This is a genomic window from Francisella sp. 19X1-34 (genome assembly GCF_041102755.1).
In the GTDB taxonomy this organism is placed as follows: domain Bacteria; phylum Pseudomonadota; class Gammaproteobacteria; order Francisellales; family Francisellaceae; genus Francisella.
In genome coordinates this window covers 52,715-69,451 of record NZ_JBGCTX010000003.1, presented here as the reverse complement: position 1 = coordinate 69,451, position 16,737 = coordinate 52,715, and the positions used below count along the sequence as shown (strand labels likewise).

The window sequence follows — 16,737 nt, the reverse complement described above, 5'->3', positions numbered from 1 at the left end:
GGTTTTTCGCTTATTTTAACCTAAAAACACTACTAAACCCTTAATTTACAATGCTTTTAATTCCGAACTGAGGTTATTATACCTTTTGTTTGATCATTTAGAGGGATATTTAAGCTGACAAAGTCACTTTCTTTAAATAAATTTTCTAAATCACTTTGTGAGCTTTTTGAATTATATTTTATTGTTTGCATTTCAAAAGCATTAGCAAGATGTTCTAATTTTTTACCTATATTACCATAACCAACAATTCCAAGTTTTTTACCTTTTAACTCAGTGCCTGTATTTGTTCCAATAGAATTAATCATATTATTATGATTGTTTACAATATTTCTTGCAAGATTAATCATAAAGCCTATTGTTAGCTCAGCAACAGCACTATTAGCGTACCCTGCAGAATTTTTAACTATTATTCCTTTTTCCTTAATAGCCTGGTTGTTGATATGGTCTATTCCTGAGAAAGCCACAGAAATAAAATCTAAATTATCAAGCTGGCTAATGACACTATATGAAAGTACTCTGTTAGTTAATAAAATAATATTTACTGATTTTAACTGTTCTATAAGCTTTTGATCATCATAGTTACGACTATCGAAAATACTTAATTTATGATCTTTAAATATCTCTTTTAGTTGGGTTTCTTGTTCTAGAGTCATACCAATTGGCTCAATAATTGCTATATTTTTCATCTTAATTTTCAGTTTTGTAGCGATATGTTTAATATTAGCAGTTACCGTAAACTATAAATATAGTTAATCAAAGAAATCTGAATAGAAATCAATATTAAATAGATAAAGCTTAAGTATAAAATCATTAAAAACTATATATTACGATTAACCCATAGCGTTTATGGACTAATAGTTTAGGTATTGCTATATTTAATTTTATTATCTATCAGTGTTTGATCACTATGTTAAATAAAAAAACACCTATTACTTGGATATTAAGTGCCTATTTTGCAATGGGATTTCCATTTATATTCATTGCGCAAGTATCATCTGTTATGTATAAGAATTTAGGTATAAATGATGTTCAAATTACATTCTGGACAGGTCTTTTAATTTTGCCATGGAGCCTTAAGCCTTTTTGGAGTCCTTTCTTAGAAATCTTTAGATATAAAAAATATATTGTTGTTATAGCCCAGTTTATAGTGGCATTGACATTTATTTTTGTCGCATTGTCTTTACCATTAGATGGCTTTTTTAGATACTCTATAGCACTATTGGCAATTATAGCATTTATGGGATCTACGAATGATATTGCAACAGATGGTCTTTATATAAATGTTCTTGATCCTATAACTCAAGCAAAATATATAGGTTGGCAAGGAGCTTTTTATAATATTGCAAAAATTATTGCGGCTGGACCTTTAATCTATTTGGCAGGGAGCTTACAAAATCAACTAGGAGCTGTAAAAGCTTGGGAAATTACGATGGTTGTTTTTGCAGTGTTAATGTTTGTATTGTCCTTATATCATCTTTTAGTACTCCCTAAAGAAGAAGCAAATAATTTACAGGATAAATCATTTAAACAGAGCTTTGGCGTTTTTAAAGATGTTGTGATAACTTTCTTTAAAAAGAAACATATTATTTGGTTTATTGTCTTTATAATTTTTTATCGCTTCGCCGAAGGATTTGCTATTAAAATAGCTCCGTTATTTTCCATATCTGCAATTAGTGCTGGAGGGCTTGGCTTATCTACTGAGCAATATAGTTTGATATATGGGACTTTTGGTACGGCAGCATTTGTTTTTGGCTCCATTGGTGGCGGATATTTTATTGCTAAGAGAGGACTTAGGAATGCTAGAATGGTTTTGGTATCTTGCTTTAATATTCCTTTCGCTGTTTATGCGTATTTGGCATTTACACAAACTCAAAATTATTATGTTATTTCAAGTTGTGTTGTATTAGAGTATTTCGGTTATGGTTTTGGATTTGTTGGGTTGATTTTATTTATGATGCAACAGGTCGCACCTGGTAAATACAAAATGGCACATTATGCTTTTGCAACATCAATAATGAATCTGGGATTTATGTTTCCATCTATGTTAAGTGGGTATTTTAGTGATTTGCTGGGTTATAAATGGTTCTTTATAGCTGTTTTATTTGCTACTATTCCAGCATTTTTAGTGACATACTTTGTGCCATATCGATATTCAGATAACAAAATAGATAATAAATCATAAGTAAAATTAAGGATTTTTAAAATGAAATTTGAGAAATTAAATATACCATTTGAGTCAAAACCTGAAGGATGCCAAGATGTCATTTGGAGATATTCTGCCAATCCAATAATTCAGCGCTATGCTATTCCAACATCAAATAGTATTTTTAATAGTGCTGTAGTGCCTTTTGAAAATGGGTTTGCTGGAGTTTTCCGTTGTGATAATAAAGCTGTGCAGATGAATATTCACGCAGGGTTTAGTAATGATGGTATCAATTGGGATATAAATCATGATCCAATTATTATGGATTGTGGAAATACTGAGATGATAGACTCTGATTATAAGTATGATCCTCGAGTTACATGGATTGAGGATAGATATTGGATAACATGGTGTAATGGCTATCACGGGCCAACTATTGGTATAGCATATACTTATGATTTTAAAAAATTCTATCAATGTGAAAATGCATTCTTACCTTTTAATAGAAATGGCGTATTGTTTCCAGAAAAAATAAATGGTAAATATGCAATGCTTAGTCGTCCAAGTGATAATGGGCATACACCTTTTGGTGATATCTATATAAGCTATAGTCCTGATATGAAATATTGGGGGGAGCATCGTTGTGTGATGAAAGTGACACCTTTTGACCAAAGTGCTTGGCAATGTACTAAAATAGGTGCAGGATCAGTTCCAATTAAGACAGATGATGGTTGGCTGATCTTTTATCATGGTGTGATTAATACTTGTAATGGTTTCCGTTATTCAATGGGTGCTGCACTTTTAGATTTACAGAATCCAGATAAAGTTTTATATCGCACGAAGCCGTATTTATTAGCACCAGCGGTATCGTATGAGCTTACAGGTGATGTGCCAAATGTAGTGTTTCCTTGTGCAGCTTTATGTGATGGTGAGAAAGTTGCTATATATTATGGCGCGGCAGATACTGTTGTAGGGATATGTTTTGGTTATAAAAATGAAATAATAGAATTTATTAAGAACAATAGTGTATAACTTACTATTGAGTCTTGCTAGAATTAGTATTATATAGTTATATATTAATTTAGTGTGATAACAAAAGTTCTTAAAATAATTAGCTCATTATTACTTATTTTTTTATCTATAGATTATTCATTTGGATATGCTCACACACGCTTAATGTTAGAAAATAACTGTAGTACTGATGCAGTTTTTACTATTACAGATAAAGATAGTGGTTATAGTTTTAAGAAGATCATCAAACCTTATCAGTATCATGTAACTAAAGTACTATCTAATGATAATTTCCTAGTTTCTACAACTTCAAATTATAATATAGGCTTTAAGTCAAAAAACTCATATGGCTCTGTTAAATATGAGCTATCAAATGCTTTCTTTTATTTCGGTGAGAAGGGGGCAAATAAAGCATTATTTAAAGATGCAATAGGTAATATAGAAGTAAATCATAGATTACATAATGATAATTATGAATACTACTGGACAAACTATTCTGTCAATATAAAAACATTAATTAATGGTAGTTTAATTACGCCAAGTTTTACAATTTCAGCATGTCATAAAGAAATTGATATCTTTAATAGTTTATTATTTGGTGTAAAAAAAGTTTTAATATTTGGTGATAGTTTGAGTGACCGGGGAAATCTTTATAAGTACTCATTACAGCTATTACCTAAATCTACACCATACTATAGAGGGATGTTTTCTAATGGCGAAGTATGGTCAGAGCAGTTTGCAAATAGACTGTATTTGAATAATATCTCTATCAGTAATTATGCTGTTGGAGGTAGTTCAGTTATAGTATTTCCAGAGTGGGCTGATAATGATACGCCATATGTGCTAGATGATCAGGTGGGTTTATATCTTAATTTAGATTCAGATGATAGTATCAAAGAAAAACTAGCCATATTTTTTGTCGGTGGCAATGACTATTTAACATCTAATCCAAAAATGGAAGATATTGATAGCGCTGTAAAGCAAGTTACAGATGGTATTATATATGCTATTGAGAAGGTTGGAGTAAAAAAAGTAGTTATTATAGGTTTGCCAGATCTTAGTATAACTGGTGAGTCGAAGTCTCTAAAAAATGAAAATGTTTTGAAAAAAATATATATAAAGCATAATCAAATTCTAAAAGCATATGCTAATAAACATGATATGAAATTTATAGATATTGCACTTGTATTTAATGAGATGGTTAATAACACTAAGAACTTTAATAAGAAATATCATGCTGATATAAGTCTAAATCATATTAAAGATTCATGCTGGTTGGGAGGGTACTTTTTATCTGAGAAAGCTAAAATAAATAAGGCGTATAGTGATTTAGAAAATAAGGATAGTTCTAGAGCCAAAATGGCTGAACTGTTAGATCAGCCATCAATGCAAAGCGTTATAGATGCAGGCTATACTGGGAGTATGTGTAATAACCCTCAAAGCTATGCATTTTGGGATCATGTCCATCCCACTTATCAAGTTCATCGAGCATTGTATGATCATATTATTAAAGAGCTTGGTGCAAAGTCCTATACAAAAGAAATAATGTAAAACTCTAAAAAGGTAGTCTATATAAATAGCTGACACCAAATTTTCATATAAACATATACCCCTTTGAAATAGTGGTTTTAAGGTGACAAGATCAATTTTATTTGTAATACTGTAAGTATATTCGTTATGGGGGACTGGTTGATGAACGAATTTAAATATAGTACACAAGATTTCAGGGAAAAAATCTTTACTCAGAAGTATAATAAATATGCTCCTCAAAAAGGTATACATCTTTACCATTTCCCAGGCTCACTTTATTCACAGATTGTTAGACAAGCATTAGCTGAAAAAAATACTAAGTATGAGAGTCATGTTATATTAATAAATAATGTATGTCAGCAATATGATCCTAAGTTTGTAAGAATCTCACCTTTTTGTGTTGTACCTATTCTTGTTATAGATGGCAAAGTTACAAATGATGCCTATAATATTACTAAATTTGCAGATAAGTATTTTTCTATACATGCGACATTATTCCCTACAGATAAAGAGCTTCAAAAAGAGTTTGAATATTTGCAGACATTAGTAGATAAAATTGACCCTGAAGTCCTAACTTATGGAGATGTATCTGTTGCTAAAAGACCTTTTATGTTTAGATTTCTTTCTAAGAATGGGCATCAAAATAAGATCGCAATTCTAGAAAAAAAGATAAAGAAGTATTCGAATGATCCTTTTTTAAGGAGAGCTTTTGAAGATAAACTTAAAACTATTTCTAAAACAAACAATATTGTTCATAACTCAAAGTTAATGAAGCAAACCTTACAGAATACAAAACAAGCTATAACCAAACTTGACGAGTATTTACAAAACCATAATGGCGAGTTTGCTTTAGGTGAGAATTTCTCAGCTATTGATATCTATTTAGGTATATTTTTATGGAGATTAGATTTTTTAAATCTTGGGAAATATTTGTGGGATGATAGTCCGTGTATAAAAAGGTATACAGAGACGCTTTGGCAGAGAGATTCTTTTAAAGAGTCTATTGTTAAACCATGGAAACAAATGAAAAAAGATATTCTTATCCCGATGCTTATTTCAAAAATAAAATCTAAATTAAGTTTTAAATCTTAAGCTATTAATATATAACTTATTAACTTGTAGAATATATACTTTTTTCGTAGACTTTCTGTATGGGGATTTGATTTTTGGGAGTTGTTTCTCAATGAGGGATTGGAATAGTCTAGAAAAAAAATATCAAAGTAGAGTTCTCTCTATAAGTAAGTTTTTAGATGGTAAAGTTTGTAAGAGTAGTGATTGTGTATCATTATTGGAAAGTGCTATCTTACCAAAAGATAAAGTCTGTATTGAAGGTGATAATCAAAAACAAGCAAGCTTTTTAGCCAAATCTCTGCTGGAATGCGATGTTTCAAAAGTAAACGATCTACATATGATACAGTCTGCTATTTCATTGCCTCAGCATTTAGATATCTTTGATAAAGGAATTGCATCAAAGGTTGATTTTAGTTTCTCTGGTCCTCAGTCAATTAGATTGTCACAAATGATTAAAAATAATAAGATTGAGATAGGTAATATTCATACCTACAATGAGCTATATGCTCGCATGGTAATGGATTTGACACCAAATGTAGCACTTATTGTTGCAGAGCAAGCAGATAGGGAGGGAAATCTATATACCGGAGCAAATACTGAAGAGACTCCCTCTATCGTTGAGGCAACTTCATTTAAAAAGGGTCTAATAATAGTACAGGTTAATGAGATTGTTGATAAGCTACCTCGTGTGGATGTCCCCGGTGATTGGGTTGATGTAATAATAGAGTCTCCAGAGCCATGCTATATTGAGCCACTGTTTACTAGAGATCCTGCTTTGATAGATGAAATCAAAATTTTAATGGCTATGATGGTTATTAAAGGTATATATGCTCCATATCAAGTTAATAGACTTAATCATGGAGTTGGCTTTAATACTTGTGCTATAGAACTAATTTTACCAACCTATGCAGAATCATTAGGTTTAAAAGGGAAAATCTGTAAGCATTGGATGGTTAATCCATTGCCGACACTAATTCCTGCTATTGAAGCAGGCTTTGTTGAATCTATCCACTCTGTTGGTGGAGAGCTTGGCATGAATGACTATGTCAAAGCAAGATCAGATATATTTTTTACAGGAAGAGATGGATCACTTAGATCAAATAGACTATTTGGACAGTTGGCGGGACATTATGGCTGTGATGTATTTATCGGAGCAACTCTACAGATGGACTTACAGGCAAATAGTTCAACTGCAACAAAAGGACGTGTGGCTGGATTCGGAGGAGCTCCAAATATGGGTTGTGATTCTTTAGGTAGACGACATTCCTCTTATGCATGGCTAAAAGCAGGGCAAGAGCTGACACAAGCAACCTCTAATAAGATGCCACGAGGAAGAAAACTAGTAATACAAATGGTTGAGACATTTCAGGGTTCTGGTAAGCCAACATTCGTTGAAAATCTTGATGCTTGGGATTTGCAAAAAGAAATGAAAGCAGATTTACCTCCTGTAATGATTTATGGTGATGATATATCGCATGTTGTTACAGAAGAAGGTATCGCAAATCTTTTGATGTGTAGAAATAAGGATGAAAGAGAGCAGGCGATTCGAGGAGTAGCAGGTTATACGCCAGTTGGATTAGCAAGAGATAAGCAAAAGGTTGCCAAGCTAAGAGAAAGAGGGGTGATTCAGCGTCCAGAGGATTTAGGGATAAAACTTAGTGATGCATCTAGAGATTTGTTAGCAGCTAAATCTATACGTGATCTTGTAGATATTTCAGGTGGACTATACAAAGCACCAAGTAAATTTAGAAATTGGTAGGTCGATCAATATGCAAAAATTAAACTATGTATTTGAGGCAACAAAATCAACAAAAAAAGGTTTAGCCTGTACAGTTGGTGTTGTGGGTTCTGGAAATTGTGAAGTATTAGTAAATAGTAATCAACAAGATAAAGTGATAATTGATATATTTACATCAGTAGATGGGTTTGATCAACTATGGCAAGCAGTATGTACAGACTTTGTTGATGAGTATAAGCCAGAAGCATTAAGCTTTACTATAAATGATAGTGGGGCAACGCCTGCTGTTGTAGCTCTTAGATTAAGACAAGCAATGGAAGTATATCATAAACAAGAAGTTCCAAAAGGTAGTAATTATCTAGAGCTTGATGCTAGAAGTAGAATAGCTTCTCTTTTTGAAGATTTTGAGGAGTTTAATTGTAAAAATGGTTGTTATAGTCATCATTTAGATGATTTGGGAATAACTGGTCAACATGATGATGGAATTGTTTTAGGTAGGGCTAATTTTAAAAATAAAAATGTGTTTGTTGCTGCACAGCAAAAAGATTTCATTGGAGGTGCTGTTGGAGAGATGCATGGTGCAAAGCTAAATGCATTATTTAAAAAAGCAGTAAAAGAAAGTGTTGAAGCGGTTATATTATTGATTGATAGTGGAGGTGTCCGTTTACACGAGGCAAATGCCGGAGAGATTGCTATATCTGAAATTATCAGATCTATACTTGCTGCAAGAAGGAATGGAGTCAAAACAATAGGTGTAATATGTGGTAAGAATGGTGCCTATGGAGGCATGGGAATTATTGCGGCAACGCTAGATTGTCGAATTGTTTCTGAAGTATCACGTATGGGAGTCTCAGGGGCAGAGGTTATCCAGGCTGTAAAAGGTATTGAAGCATTTGATGCTAATGATCGGGCTCTTGTATGGAGAGTTTATGGCGGTAAAACACGCTATCTAAATAGTGAGGTAGAGCTTTTTGCTGATAATAATATAGCTACAATAAAAATGAGAATTAGTGAAGCATTACAAAAAGAAGCCAGATTAGATTTGAAAGTAGTTAAAGTTGAACAAAAACTGCTTAAACAAAGGTTATTAGACTCTGGAGATTGTAGAGAAGAAGCAGAGTATCTTAATGAGAATAATTATGGCGAATTAGCTGATAAAATTTTTGATATGAATTATAGTGATTTTCTAAAAATAGCTGAAGATATCAAAAGGAGTTGATATGAAAACTAATGACTTTTTAAATAGTGTATTTGTTGAAAGCTGTAGCTATGAAACTATTGATGGTGTTATATTTGGTCAGGCCATTTTAGATGGTAAACCAGTTAAGATATTAGGTGTTGAAAACGATACTTTTTTAGGTGTTAGGCAAGCATTGTTAATGGCTGAGAAGGTTATTGAGATTATTGAAGAGGGTAAACTGACTCCTATTTTTATGCCTGTTGATGTAGCAGGTCAAAAGCTAGCAATGCAAGATGAATGGTTAAGTATGAATCAATATTTTGCACATCTTTTAGAAGCGTTGGAAGTAGCCAGAAATAGTGGTCATACGTTGATTTCTGCAGTATATAATCAAGCGATAGGAGGAGGTTTTATTGCCTTTGGTTTGATGTGTGATCAGATCTATGCACTTCCTGAGGCAAAAGTAGCAGTAATGTGGCTAGAGGGAATGTCAAAGGTTACAAAGATTCCTCAATCAAGGTTAGAAGAGCTTAGTAAAACTTCATCTGTGTTTGCACCGGGGATAGAAAATTTTAAAAACTTAGGTGGTATCCATAAAGTGTTAAGTGTGGAAGAAATCTCAGAGAATTTAAAAAAAGATTTATACCTAAATTATGATAATGATGAGCGTGCAAAGTTAGGCTTTGAGCGAGGGGGGCGAAAGTGGGCTTTACCAGTGATGGAGCAGATATTAAACAGCTAGAAAATTTATTAGATCGTCATAATATTGTTTATGTGAAACCTAATGCTACATTTAAGTTAGATGATTTTTATAAGAATAATTTAGATATTGTTAAAGCTTGGATCAAAAACTCGTATCCTTTAGTTGTAGCTAGACAAGAAAATATACAAAATGGAATTAAGCTTGCTGTTGCTACCGTAGAAAAAGGCCATAAAATAAAAGCGGCAATGCTGTTTGAAAGTGCTGATATTATTAAGATACAATTACCACCAACCTTAAAAGAAATATCTGAGTATTTCGGATGGCAGACTAAATCTTTTGAGAAAAATAAAATCTATATTTATGGGTCTTATGCTATTAGTTATTTGACTAAAAAAAAGCTTTTTACGGAGACTTCAGATATAGATTTGCTTTTGATATACCAAAATTATTCTTTAGCTACTTTAGACAATCTTCTTAATAGGTTACAAGAGTGTTTAAATTGTAAAGTTGATATTGAAGTACGTTTTAAAAATATTGGAGATATTAATTTAAGAGAGCTAATTAGTGATAAAACTAATGATCTAATATGTAAAACAAAATCATCAGTATATGCTATTGATAAAAGAAAACTATATGAGCTTGAACCAACCTTGTATGAGAACTAATTATAAGAAAGTTGCTAACTATGCTGTAAAGGCTCTTTTTTTAGAATTAAAAAGCTATCCTAAGCCCGGTTTGGTTAGTTTTGTAGATAGTGGTGCTCATAAGGATATGGATGCTAGGACTTTTTATAAGAGTCTATTTGCCTTAAGGAATTATTTTTCACAAGTTGTTAAATATGGGAATAAAGGATGTGATTTTTTTGAGCTTAAAAAATTGGCAATACAAGCTGAAAATACAATGTTAAAAGCAACAAATGGTATAAACACTCATAAAGGAGCAATATTTGCCTTAGGGCTTATAAGTGCGACACTTGCTTCTTTTGATGAAGTTATAAGTTTGCCAGATTTAAAAGAGAACTTTATTTCACAGTGGAAAAAGCCGTTACAAATGCATGATACATTGATATCTAAATCACGCCAGCAGCAAAGAGAGAAGTATAATATTAAGGGAGCTAAAGATTTAGCTATAGATGGTTATTCTATAGTTTTTGACTATTTTGAGGAGTTTGTACATAACTATAAACATAATGGCTTAGATATTGCTGTTATCAATGCCTATGGGTATCTGATGCAAAATATGGATGATACAAATATATTAAATAGATGTGGTCATGATACTCTTATATACGCAAAAAATCGTTCAAAAGATTTATTAAATTGTCAATCAACAGAGTTATTGAATAAGGCAGTTACTATGCATAGAGAATTCTCTTTAGCAAATATTAGTCCTGGAGGAGTAGCTGATATGATAGCTTTATTGTTGTTATTGGGTCAGTATTATCATAAGGATTTAGTATGGCGATAATGTATGCTTTTAGTGGGCAAGGTTTGCAAAATGCAGATATGTTTAAACTTTTATCTGAGGATGAAAGAGGAGTTGTTTTTTTAGAGGAAGCATCAAAGCTAGTCGATATAAATCTATTAAACAAGAATGAATTTAGTAAGTATTTATTTGATCAAAAATTTGCCCAATTATTTATAACTATACTATCTAAAGGTATTTTTGATTTATTGTCTATAAAGTCAGATAGTGGTCTTTGTGGCTATAGTTTAGGTGAGGCTATAGCATTTATTTGCTCTACTAATTTAAGTTTAGATAAGGCTCTAGATTTAGTATCAATGCGTGCTAGGTTTATGCTTGATGCGATAGATAATGATGAGAGTAAGTTTTCAATGATGTCTGTCAAAGGTGGTCTTGATGTTTTTCAAATCAAAGAAGTAGCAAATAAGCATAAGTGTGAGCTTGCCATTTGTCTTTCAGATACTCATGCTGTAATTGCTGGATTAAATAAGGAGCTTGAAGCATTTGCAAATGCAGTTAAAGAATTAGGAGCAAAATTTGTTAAAAAAATTAGTGTAAATGTTCCATCTCATACACATTTTCTAAAAGATGCGACACCTAAGTTTGCTAGTTATCTTAAGCAGTATGATAATTGCTCTCTTCAATATCCTATTATAGACTCATTAACTCTTAGTAAAAATTATTCTATTGGTAATGCCATAGATTGTTTGGCTAGAGAGCTAAGTACAACTTTACAGTTTGGTAAACTTTCTCAATGTGTATTGGAGTATGGTTATTCAAATGTGGTTGAAATTGGACCAGGTTTTGCTCTTAAAAATATTTTTAATTCGCATAATGCCTATACTAATTGCTTAAGCTGTAATGATTTTAGTAGTTTAAATGGTCTAAGAAAATATCTATAGTCAAAGCTAGTATTTTTTACTGATTAATCTATATGTTGATATAAACTATTTTAGTTATAATAATCAAAAACTAAAAGATATAGTTTATTTATATTTATTTAATTGTGATTGATTTAGGCTAGTAACTGTATTAGATTCAAACTTCATAGGTTTGTCACTTTTTGGAAATATAGCTGTTACCATGCCTTTATCATTTTTATAAATTATTGCACTATCAGCTGTTATCTGAACATTCCCAGTAGCTAATGAGGCAGTACTTTTAGTATCTGTTTGTTTAAGACTAGATGCATATCCAATTAAAGATACTAAGCATGAAATAGTGACGATAAATAGTTTTTTCATAAGTAGATTTTCAAGACTGTATATAAAATGATTGTATCAAAGATTTTAGATAAAAAATTTTTTTATTGCACTTGCAACTAGGATCTAAAACTTTTTAAATTTTAAAAAATTACTATATAACTATTTGACAACACTCGCTCTTATGATTATGCTAAAAGTATGAAAGAAATTTCATACAGATTATAAGCTAAGGCTTATAAACGTGTTGATTTGATAACTCAGCTTGCGGACACGAAAAACAATCTGCTAAAAGGGTGCTGGATATTTATCCTCCATCTCACAGATTTTTCCCAAGCTAAAGAGTCTTATAAATAGGAGAAAACTATGAGTAAATATTCTTTAGAAACTTTAGCAGTACATCGCTCAATACCAGAAAAAAGTGGCTCTGTACAAACACCTATACACCAAACATCAAGCTTTGTTTTTGAAAGCACAGAACATGCAGCGAAGCTTTTTGCACTGGAAGAGTTTGGTAGTATATACTCACGTTTAACTAATCCAACAGTAGATGAATATGCTTCAAGATTAGCTAATTTGCATAGTGCTGCAGGTGGTTTTGCTTGTTCATCAGGTCATGCTGCTCAATTTTTAATATTACTAAATCTACTTCAAAATGGTGATCATATTGTAGCTTCTAAATACTTGTATGGTGGTACTACAACGCAATTAACGCACACATTTCCAAGACAGTTTGGTTGGCAATCAACTTTAGTTGATATAAATAAACTTGATGAGGTTAGAGAGGCTATCCAAGAAAACACAAAAGCACTTTATATTGAGTCTCAATCAAACCCATCTGGTGTTATTGCTGATATAAAAGCTCTTGCAGAAATAGCTCATGAAGCAGGAATTCCTCTAATTGTGGATAATACAGTTGCAACTCCTTATTTATTAAACCCATTAGAGTATGGTGCTGATATTGTTTCTTATTCACTAACTAAGTATCTAAGCGGTAATGGGTCCATAGTTGGTGGTGCTGTGATTGATGGAGGTACTTTTGATTGGTCTGCTAATGATAAGTTTCCATTGCTATCAAAGCCAGATGCTTCATATAATAATATTACATTTGCTAAATCTTTTGGTAATCTTGCGTTTACTGTTAGAGGTATAGCTGTAGGTTTACGTGATATTGGTGCTACACTTAGTCCACATACAGCATTTTTAGCAATTCAAGGCTTAGAGACTTTAGGAGCTAGACTAGATAGGCATGTTAAAAATGCTGAGATAGTCGCGAAGTTTTTAAATGCTCATCCAAAAGTCAAAAAAGTAAACTACGCAGGTTTAATAAATTCTCCATATAATCTTTTAGCTAATAAATATTTTACTAAAGGGGTAGTAGGACTTTTAACAATTGAGCTAGAAGATGGTTTTGAAGCAGGTAAGAATCTTGTGGAGCAAACAAAATTATTTACTCATTGTGCAAATATTGGTGATGCTAGAAGTTTAATAATCCATCCGGCATCTACAACTCATTCTCAATTAAGTGAAGAAGAGAAATCACAGTCAGGTATTTCTAATGGTTTAGTTAGATTATCTGTAGGTCTAGAAGACCCTAGTGATCTAATTGAAGATTTAAAACAAGCTTTAGAGCATGCGGAGGTGAGTGATGAGGGTAAAAGTGAAAAAGTCATCTGAGTATTTTAAAGATTTGAAGATAAATTTTTCAAGTAAGATTAGCTTTAAGAAAACTAGTTTTAAACATCTTCGTATAGCGGTTGTAAATCTAATGCCTACTGTGAAAGAGACAGAAGAGCAATGGAAAGAGGTACTTTCACAGAATAACTCTACAGTTGTGGATTTTGTGTTTTTTTATTCTTTGATAAGACCGACTACTCGAGTAGATAAGAGTTATTTAGATAGGAATTATGCTAATTGGCAAGATTATAACTTTAATGATCTAGATGGCATTATTATTACTGGTGCTCCTATAGAGTTATTAGAGTTTGAAGATGTTGATTATTATACAGAGGTTTGTAAAATTATTACAAAGAGCCTTGAGCATAATATACCACTAATGTTAGTGTGTTGGGCTGCTCAGGCAGGGTTAAATTATCTGTATAATATCAAAAAAGAACGTTTGGATAATAAGTTATTTGGTGTATATGAGCATAAAGCTATTAATCAAAGCCATCCACTGTTAAAAGGTGTGGAGGGTCAACTTAAAGCATGTGTATCAAGGCAAACAGCTATAAAGGATAATAATGTTTTAAAGTATACAGATATTATTTTATCATCATCTATAGATGGCTTGGACTGCTTAGTTGATAAAACTCGCAATATAACATATATGTTTAATCATTTAGAATATACACAATCTACTTTAGAAGCTGAATATTTAAGGGATAAAGCTATAACTGATGATATAGCACAACCTTATAATTACTATAATAATGATGGGGGTATAGATTACTCTTGGAAAAATGATGGAGTAACTTTTTATTCTAATTGGCTGGATATTTTAAAAGAAAATAAATCTTAAATTTTATTTATCGAAAACTTCTTTATGTAAATAATTTTCTGATTTGGCGATAACTGTTGATACTGCAATATCTCCTGTGACATTAACTGCAGTTCTAACCATATCTAGTATCCTATCTATACCAATTATCAAAGCTATTCCTTCTACAGGTAAACCAACTTGTGATAATACTAAAGTCAAAGTAATAAGACCTATCCCAGGGATTCCCGCAGTTCCTATTGAGCTTAATGTGGCAGTTAATATAACTGTGATATATGCAGAAAGGCCAAGATCAATATTATAAATATGAGCTATAAATACAGTAGCAGCTCCTTGCATAATAGCTGTACCATCCATATTTATAGTTGCCCCAAGAGGGATTGAAAAGCCACATATTTGTCTATCTATACCAATTTTATTTTTTGCAGTATCTAAAGTTAAAGGGATAGTAGCATTACTACTAGCTGTTGAAAAAGCAAAAAGCTGAACAGGTAATAATTTACTGAAGAATTTGAAAGGGTTTAATCTTGCAAGAATTCCTATTAAGATGCCATTTGTGATAAAAAGATGAATAATCAGAACTAGTAGTACTGTAAAAAAATAACTGAAAATATGTAGAAACTTGCTAAATTCAGTCGTTATAACTAGTTTTGAAATTAGAGCAAAAACACCATATGGAGTAAGGCTTATTACGATATTTGTTAATGACATAATTACATTGTTTATATCTTGAAACCATTGGTTTATTCTTTGTCTAGAAGGCTCTTGAGTAAGACTTATAGCCAAGCCAAATAAAATAGCAAAAACTATTATTTGTAGTAGATTGCCTTGTTGAAATGATTTAAAGGGGTTCTCTGTAAATAATCCTAAAATTGTCTGAGTTAAACTTTGAGCCTGACCTGTATTATAGTGTAAATCTGTTGTAGCTATATTTGCTCCAGCACCGATGTTGAAGAATATAGCAATTGAAATAGCTAGCGAAATTGCTATAGCTGTTGTTATTATATAAAGGCAAATAGCCTTACCACCAACTCGACCAAGGATTTTTGGATCAGATATATTACTTGTACCACAAATTATTGATACGAGAACTAGTGGCACAACTAGCATTTTCATTAAGGTAATAAAAATAGTACCGACTATATCTAAAATACCGTTAACAAGGTATTGTCTAACCCAAAAAACATCAGAGAAAAAATGAAATATTGAGCCGAAAATAGCCCCTAAGATCATAGCTAGAATAATATTGCGAGTAAGCTTTTTATTCATAATTTATATCCTATTCTTTCAGTTAGAGTTTAACATTTAAGGGTAGGATTTGCTATTGTATGTGTTTTTATAATCCCCAAGCTTTAATAATATCTTCTTCAGAAATTTTCTTTTGATTAAGATTTTCAAAATAAATCATATATTGCTTTATAAGTTGGGCAATATACATATCTTCACCTGAGATATAGAAAATATTATTTTTATTACAGTGCTCTAGTAGACAATTCTTTTTATTATCCTTTTCAGGCATAGCATGACAAAATACTATTTTTGCATCTTTAACCAAACTTATAAATTGAGTATTTTGCTCAAGATCAGGTGATGATGAAATAGGCGTTGCATCTACTACTAGATCATAAGGTCCTTCAAAGTGAGGGATGTTTTCTATACCAAGCTCTTTTCTTTTTTGAGCTACTTTTTCAGTATTTCTACCAATGATAGTTACTTTGATACCTAAATCTTGCAATACCTTAAAAGCAACACCAGAGACACCACCATTACCATAGATCACAGCAGTTTTAATATTTTGTTTAGACTCTTTTATACCTTTAGCTAAAGCCGTTTGTAAGCCATGACAATCAGTATTATAGCCATAAAGCTTACCATCTTTATTAATGATTGTATTTACAGCTAGAGTTTGCTGAGCTAGAGGCTCTACATAATCTAAAAAGGGTATTACTTTTGATTTTAATCCATTATGAGCTGTTACCGTACCACCATTTATAAAAGGTGCTTTAATCGCATCAGTATACGTCTTTGCTGAGATTTTTCCCTCAAATGTGAAGTAGCAAAGATTTAGCCCTAATTTTTGTATAGCAGTATTATGTCTTGCTATTGAAGAATTACTACCAGATGTTGAGAGTAAAAGTTTAGTTTTAGAATTTATAGGGGTTTTAAAAATATCTACCATATATCTTAACCTTTTA

The 16,737-nt window shown here is 31.8% G+C and carries 16 protein-coding genes and 1 riboswitch; of the genes, 12 read left to right on the top strand and 4 right to left on the bottom strand.

What is annotated here, in order from left to right; all coding sequences use genetic code 11:
- Positions 1–56 precede the first annotated feature (56 nt).
- On the bottom strand, positions 57–686 hold the full coding sequence (locus tag AB8E56_RS01015; protein ID WP_329477035.1) for an NAD(P)-dependent oxidoreductase: 630 nt from the start codon (positions 684–686) through the stop codon (positions 57–59).
- Positions 687–907: 221 nt separating this feature from the next.
- Here AB8E56_RS01015 and AB8E56_RS01010 point away from each other — a divergent pair, with 221 nt between their 5' ends.
- The 10 genes from AB8E56_RS01010 to AB8E56_RS00965 all read left to right on the top strand — a co-directional run bounded on the left by AB8E56_RS01010 (position 908) and on the right by AB8E56_RS00965 (position 11,742).
- Positions 908–2,182: an MFS transporter gene (locus AB8E56_RS01010; protein WP_329477033.1), complete on the top strand. Its 1,275-nt coding sequence runs from the start codon at positions 908–910 to the stop codon at positions 2,180–2,182.
- 21 nt (positions 2,183–2,203) lie between these two features.
- Positions 2,204–3,175, top strand: coding sequence for a glycoside hydrolase family 130 protein (locus AB8E56_RS01005; protein WP_329477031.1), 972 nt, complete (start codon positions 2,204–2,206; stop codon positions 3,173–3,175).
- Between the two features lie 54 nt (positions 3,176–3,229).
- Positions 3,230–4,705, top strand: coding sequence for an SGNH/GDSL hydrolase family protein (locus tag AB8E56_RS01000; protein WP_329477029.1), 1,476 nt, complete (start codon positions 3,230–3,232; stop codon positions 4,703–4,705).
- A 141-nt stretch (positions 4,706–4,846) separates the two neighbouring features.
- Entirely contained in the window at positions 4,847–5,776 is a 930-nt protein-coding gene (locus tag AB8E56_RS00995) for a glutathione S-transferase family protein (protein WP_329477027.1), read from the top strand.
- A 91-nt stretch (positions 5,777–5,867) separates the two neighbouring features.
- A complete protein-coding gene (mdcA, locus tag AB8E56_RS00990) occupies positions 5,868–7,514 on the top strand; it encodes a malonate decarboxylase subunit alpha (protein ID WP_329477025.1) in 1,647 nt (548 codons plus the stop codon).
- Positions 7,515–7,524: 10 nt separating this feature from the next.
- Positions 7,525–8,712 (top strand): biotin-independent malonate decarboxylase subunit beta, encoded by a 1,188-nt coding sequence (gene mdcD / locus AB8E56_RS00985; protein ID WP_329477023.1) that lies wholly within the window; start codon positions 7,525–7,527, stop codon positions 8,710–8,712.
- A gap of 1 nt (position 8,713) precedes the next feature.
- Positions 8,714–9,415: a biotin-independent malonate decarboxylase subunit gamma gene (locus tag AB8E56_RS00980; RefSeq protein WP_329477021.1), complete on the top strand. Its 702-nt coding sequence runs from the start codon at positions 8,714–8,716 to the stop codon at positions 9,413–9,415.
- Positions 9,376–10,041, top strand: a complete 666-nt coding sequence (locus tag AB8E56_RS00975) for a phosphoribosyl-dephospho-CoA transferase MdcG domain-containing protein (RefSeq protein WP_329477019.1) — start codon at positions 9,376–9,378, stop codon at positions 10,039–10,041. The genes AB8E56_RS00980 and AB8E56_RS00975 overlap by 40 nt, the downstream gene beginning before the upstream one ends.
- Entirely contained in the window at positions 10,031–10,843 is an 813-nt protein-coding gene (locus AB8E56_RS00970; RefSeq protein WP_329477017.1) for a triphosphoribosyl-dephospho-CoA synthase, read from the top strand. The genes AB8E56_RS00975 and AB8E56_RS00970 overlap by 11 nt, the downstream gene beginning before the upstream one ends.
- Positions 10,834–11,742 (top strand): acyltransferase domain-containing protein, encoded by a 909-nt coding sequence (locus AB8E56_RS00965; RefSeq protein ID WP_329477014.1) that lies wholly within the window; start codon positions 10,834–10,836, stop codon positions 11,740–11,742. The genes AB8E56_RS00970 and AB8E56_RS00965 overlap by 10 nt, the downstream gene beginning before the upstream one ends.
- An 84-nt stretch (positions 11,743–11,826) precedes the next feature.
- On the opposite strand, the gene AB8E56_RS00960 is transcribed toward AB8E56_RS00965, so the two are convergent.
- Positions 11,827–12,084: a hypothetical protein gene (locus AB8E56_RS00960; RefSeq protein WP_329477012.1), complete on the bottom strand. Its 258-nt coding sequence runs from the start codon at positions 12,082–12,084 to the stop codon at positions 11,827–11,829.
- A gap of 192 nt (positions 12,085–12,276) precedes the next feature.
- Positions 12,277–12,355: riboswitch (SAM riboswitch) on the top strand.
- Positions 12,356–12,408: 53 nt separating this feature from the next.
- Here AB8E56_RS00960 and AB8E56_RS00955 point away from each other — a divergent pair.
- Positions 12,409–13,719 carry an O-acetylhomoserine aminocarboxypropyltransferase/cysteine synthase family protein gene (locus tag AB8E56_RS00955; protein WP_329477010.1) on the top strand — a complete coding sequence of 437 codons (1,311 nt, stop codon included), beginning with the start codon at positions 12,409–12,411 and terminating at the stop codon, positions 13,717–13,719.
- Positions 13,703–14,563 (top strand): homoserine O-succinyltransferase, encoded by an 861-nt coding sequence (locus AB8E56_RS00950; RefSeq protein ID WP_329477007.1) that lies wholly within the window; start codon positions 13,703–13,705, stop codon positions 14,561–14,563. The genes AB8E56_RS00955 and AB8E56_RS00950 overlap by 17 nt, the downstream gene beginning before the upstream one ends.
- 3 nt (positions 14,564–14,566) lie before the next feature.
- Here the strand turns inward: AB8E56_RS00950 and AB8E56_RS00945 are convergent, their stop codons facing one another.
- Complete coding sequence (locus tag AB8E56_RS00945) at positions 14,567–15,811, bottom strand: dicarboxylate/amino acid:cation symporter (protein ID WP_329477005.1); 1,245 nt, start codon at positions 15,809–15,811, stop codon at positions 14,567–14,569.
- 67 nt (positions 15,812–15,878) lie between these two features.
- On the bottom strand, positions 15,879–16,721 hold the full coding sequence (locus AB8E56_RS00940; RefSeq protein WP_329477004.1) for a shikimate dehydrogenase: 843 nt from the start codon (positions 16,719–16,721) through the stop codon (positions 15,879–15,881).
- Between the last annotated feature and the right edge of the window lie 16 nt (positions 16,722–16,737).

Excerpts from the sequence above, each read along its gene's own strand:
- AB8E56_RS01015 (WP_329477035.1), bottom strand. The coding sequence starts at position 686 with ATGAAAAATATAGCAATTATTGAGCCAATTGGTATGACTCTAGAACAA.
- AB8E56_RS01010 (WP_329477033.1), top strand. The coding sequence starts at position 908 with ATGTTAAATAAAAAAACACCTATTACTTGGATATTAAGTGCCTATTTT.
- AB8E56_RS01005 (WP_329477031.1), top strand. The coding sequence starts at position 2,204 with ATGAAATTTGAGAAATTAAATATACCATTTGAGTCAAAACCTGAAGGA.
- AB8E56_RS00995 (WP_329477027.1), top strand. The coding sequence starts at position 4,847 with ATGAACGAATTTAAATATAGTACACAAGATTTCAGGGAAAAAATCTTT.
- mdcA (WP_329477025.1), top strand. The coding sequence starts at position 5,868 with ATGAGGGATTGGAATAGTCTAGAAAAAAAATATCAAAGTAGAGTTCTC.
- mdcD (WP_329477023.1), top strand. The coding sequence starts at position 7,525 with ATGCAAAAATTAAACTATGTATTTGAGGCAACAAAATCAACAAAAAAA.
- AB8E56_RS00980 (WP_329477021.1), top strand. The coding sequence starts at position 8,714 with ATGAAAACTAATGACTTTTTAAATAGTGTATTTGTTGAAAGCTGTAGC.
- AB8E56_RS00970 (WP_329477017.1), top strand. The coding sequence starts at position 10,031 with ATGAGAACTAATTATAAGAAAGTTGCTAACTATGCTGTAAAGGCTCTT.
- AB8E56_RS00965 (WP_329477014.1), top strand. The coding sequence starts at position 10,834 with ATGGCGATAATGTATGCTTTTAGTGGGCAAGGTTTGCAAAATGCAGAT.
- AB8E56_RS00960 (WP_329477012.1), bottom strand. The coding sequence starts at position 12,084 with ATGAAAAAACTATTTATCGTCACTATTTCATGCTTAGTATCTTTAATT.
- AB8E56_RS00955 (WP_329477010.1), top strand. The coding sequence starts at position 12,409 with ATGAGTAAATATTCTTTAGAAACTTTAGCAGTACATCGCTCAATACCA.
- AB8E56_RS00945 (WP_329477005.1), bottom strand. The coding sequence starts at position 15,811 with ATGAATAAAAAGCTTACTCGCAATATTATTCTAGCTATGATCTTAGGG.
- AB8E56_RS00940 (WP_329477004.1), bottom strand. The coding sequence starts at position 16,721 with ATGGTAGATATTTTTAAAACCCCTATAAATTCTAAAACTAAACTTTTA.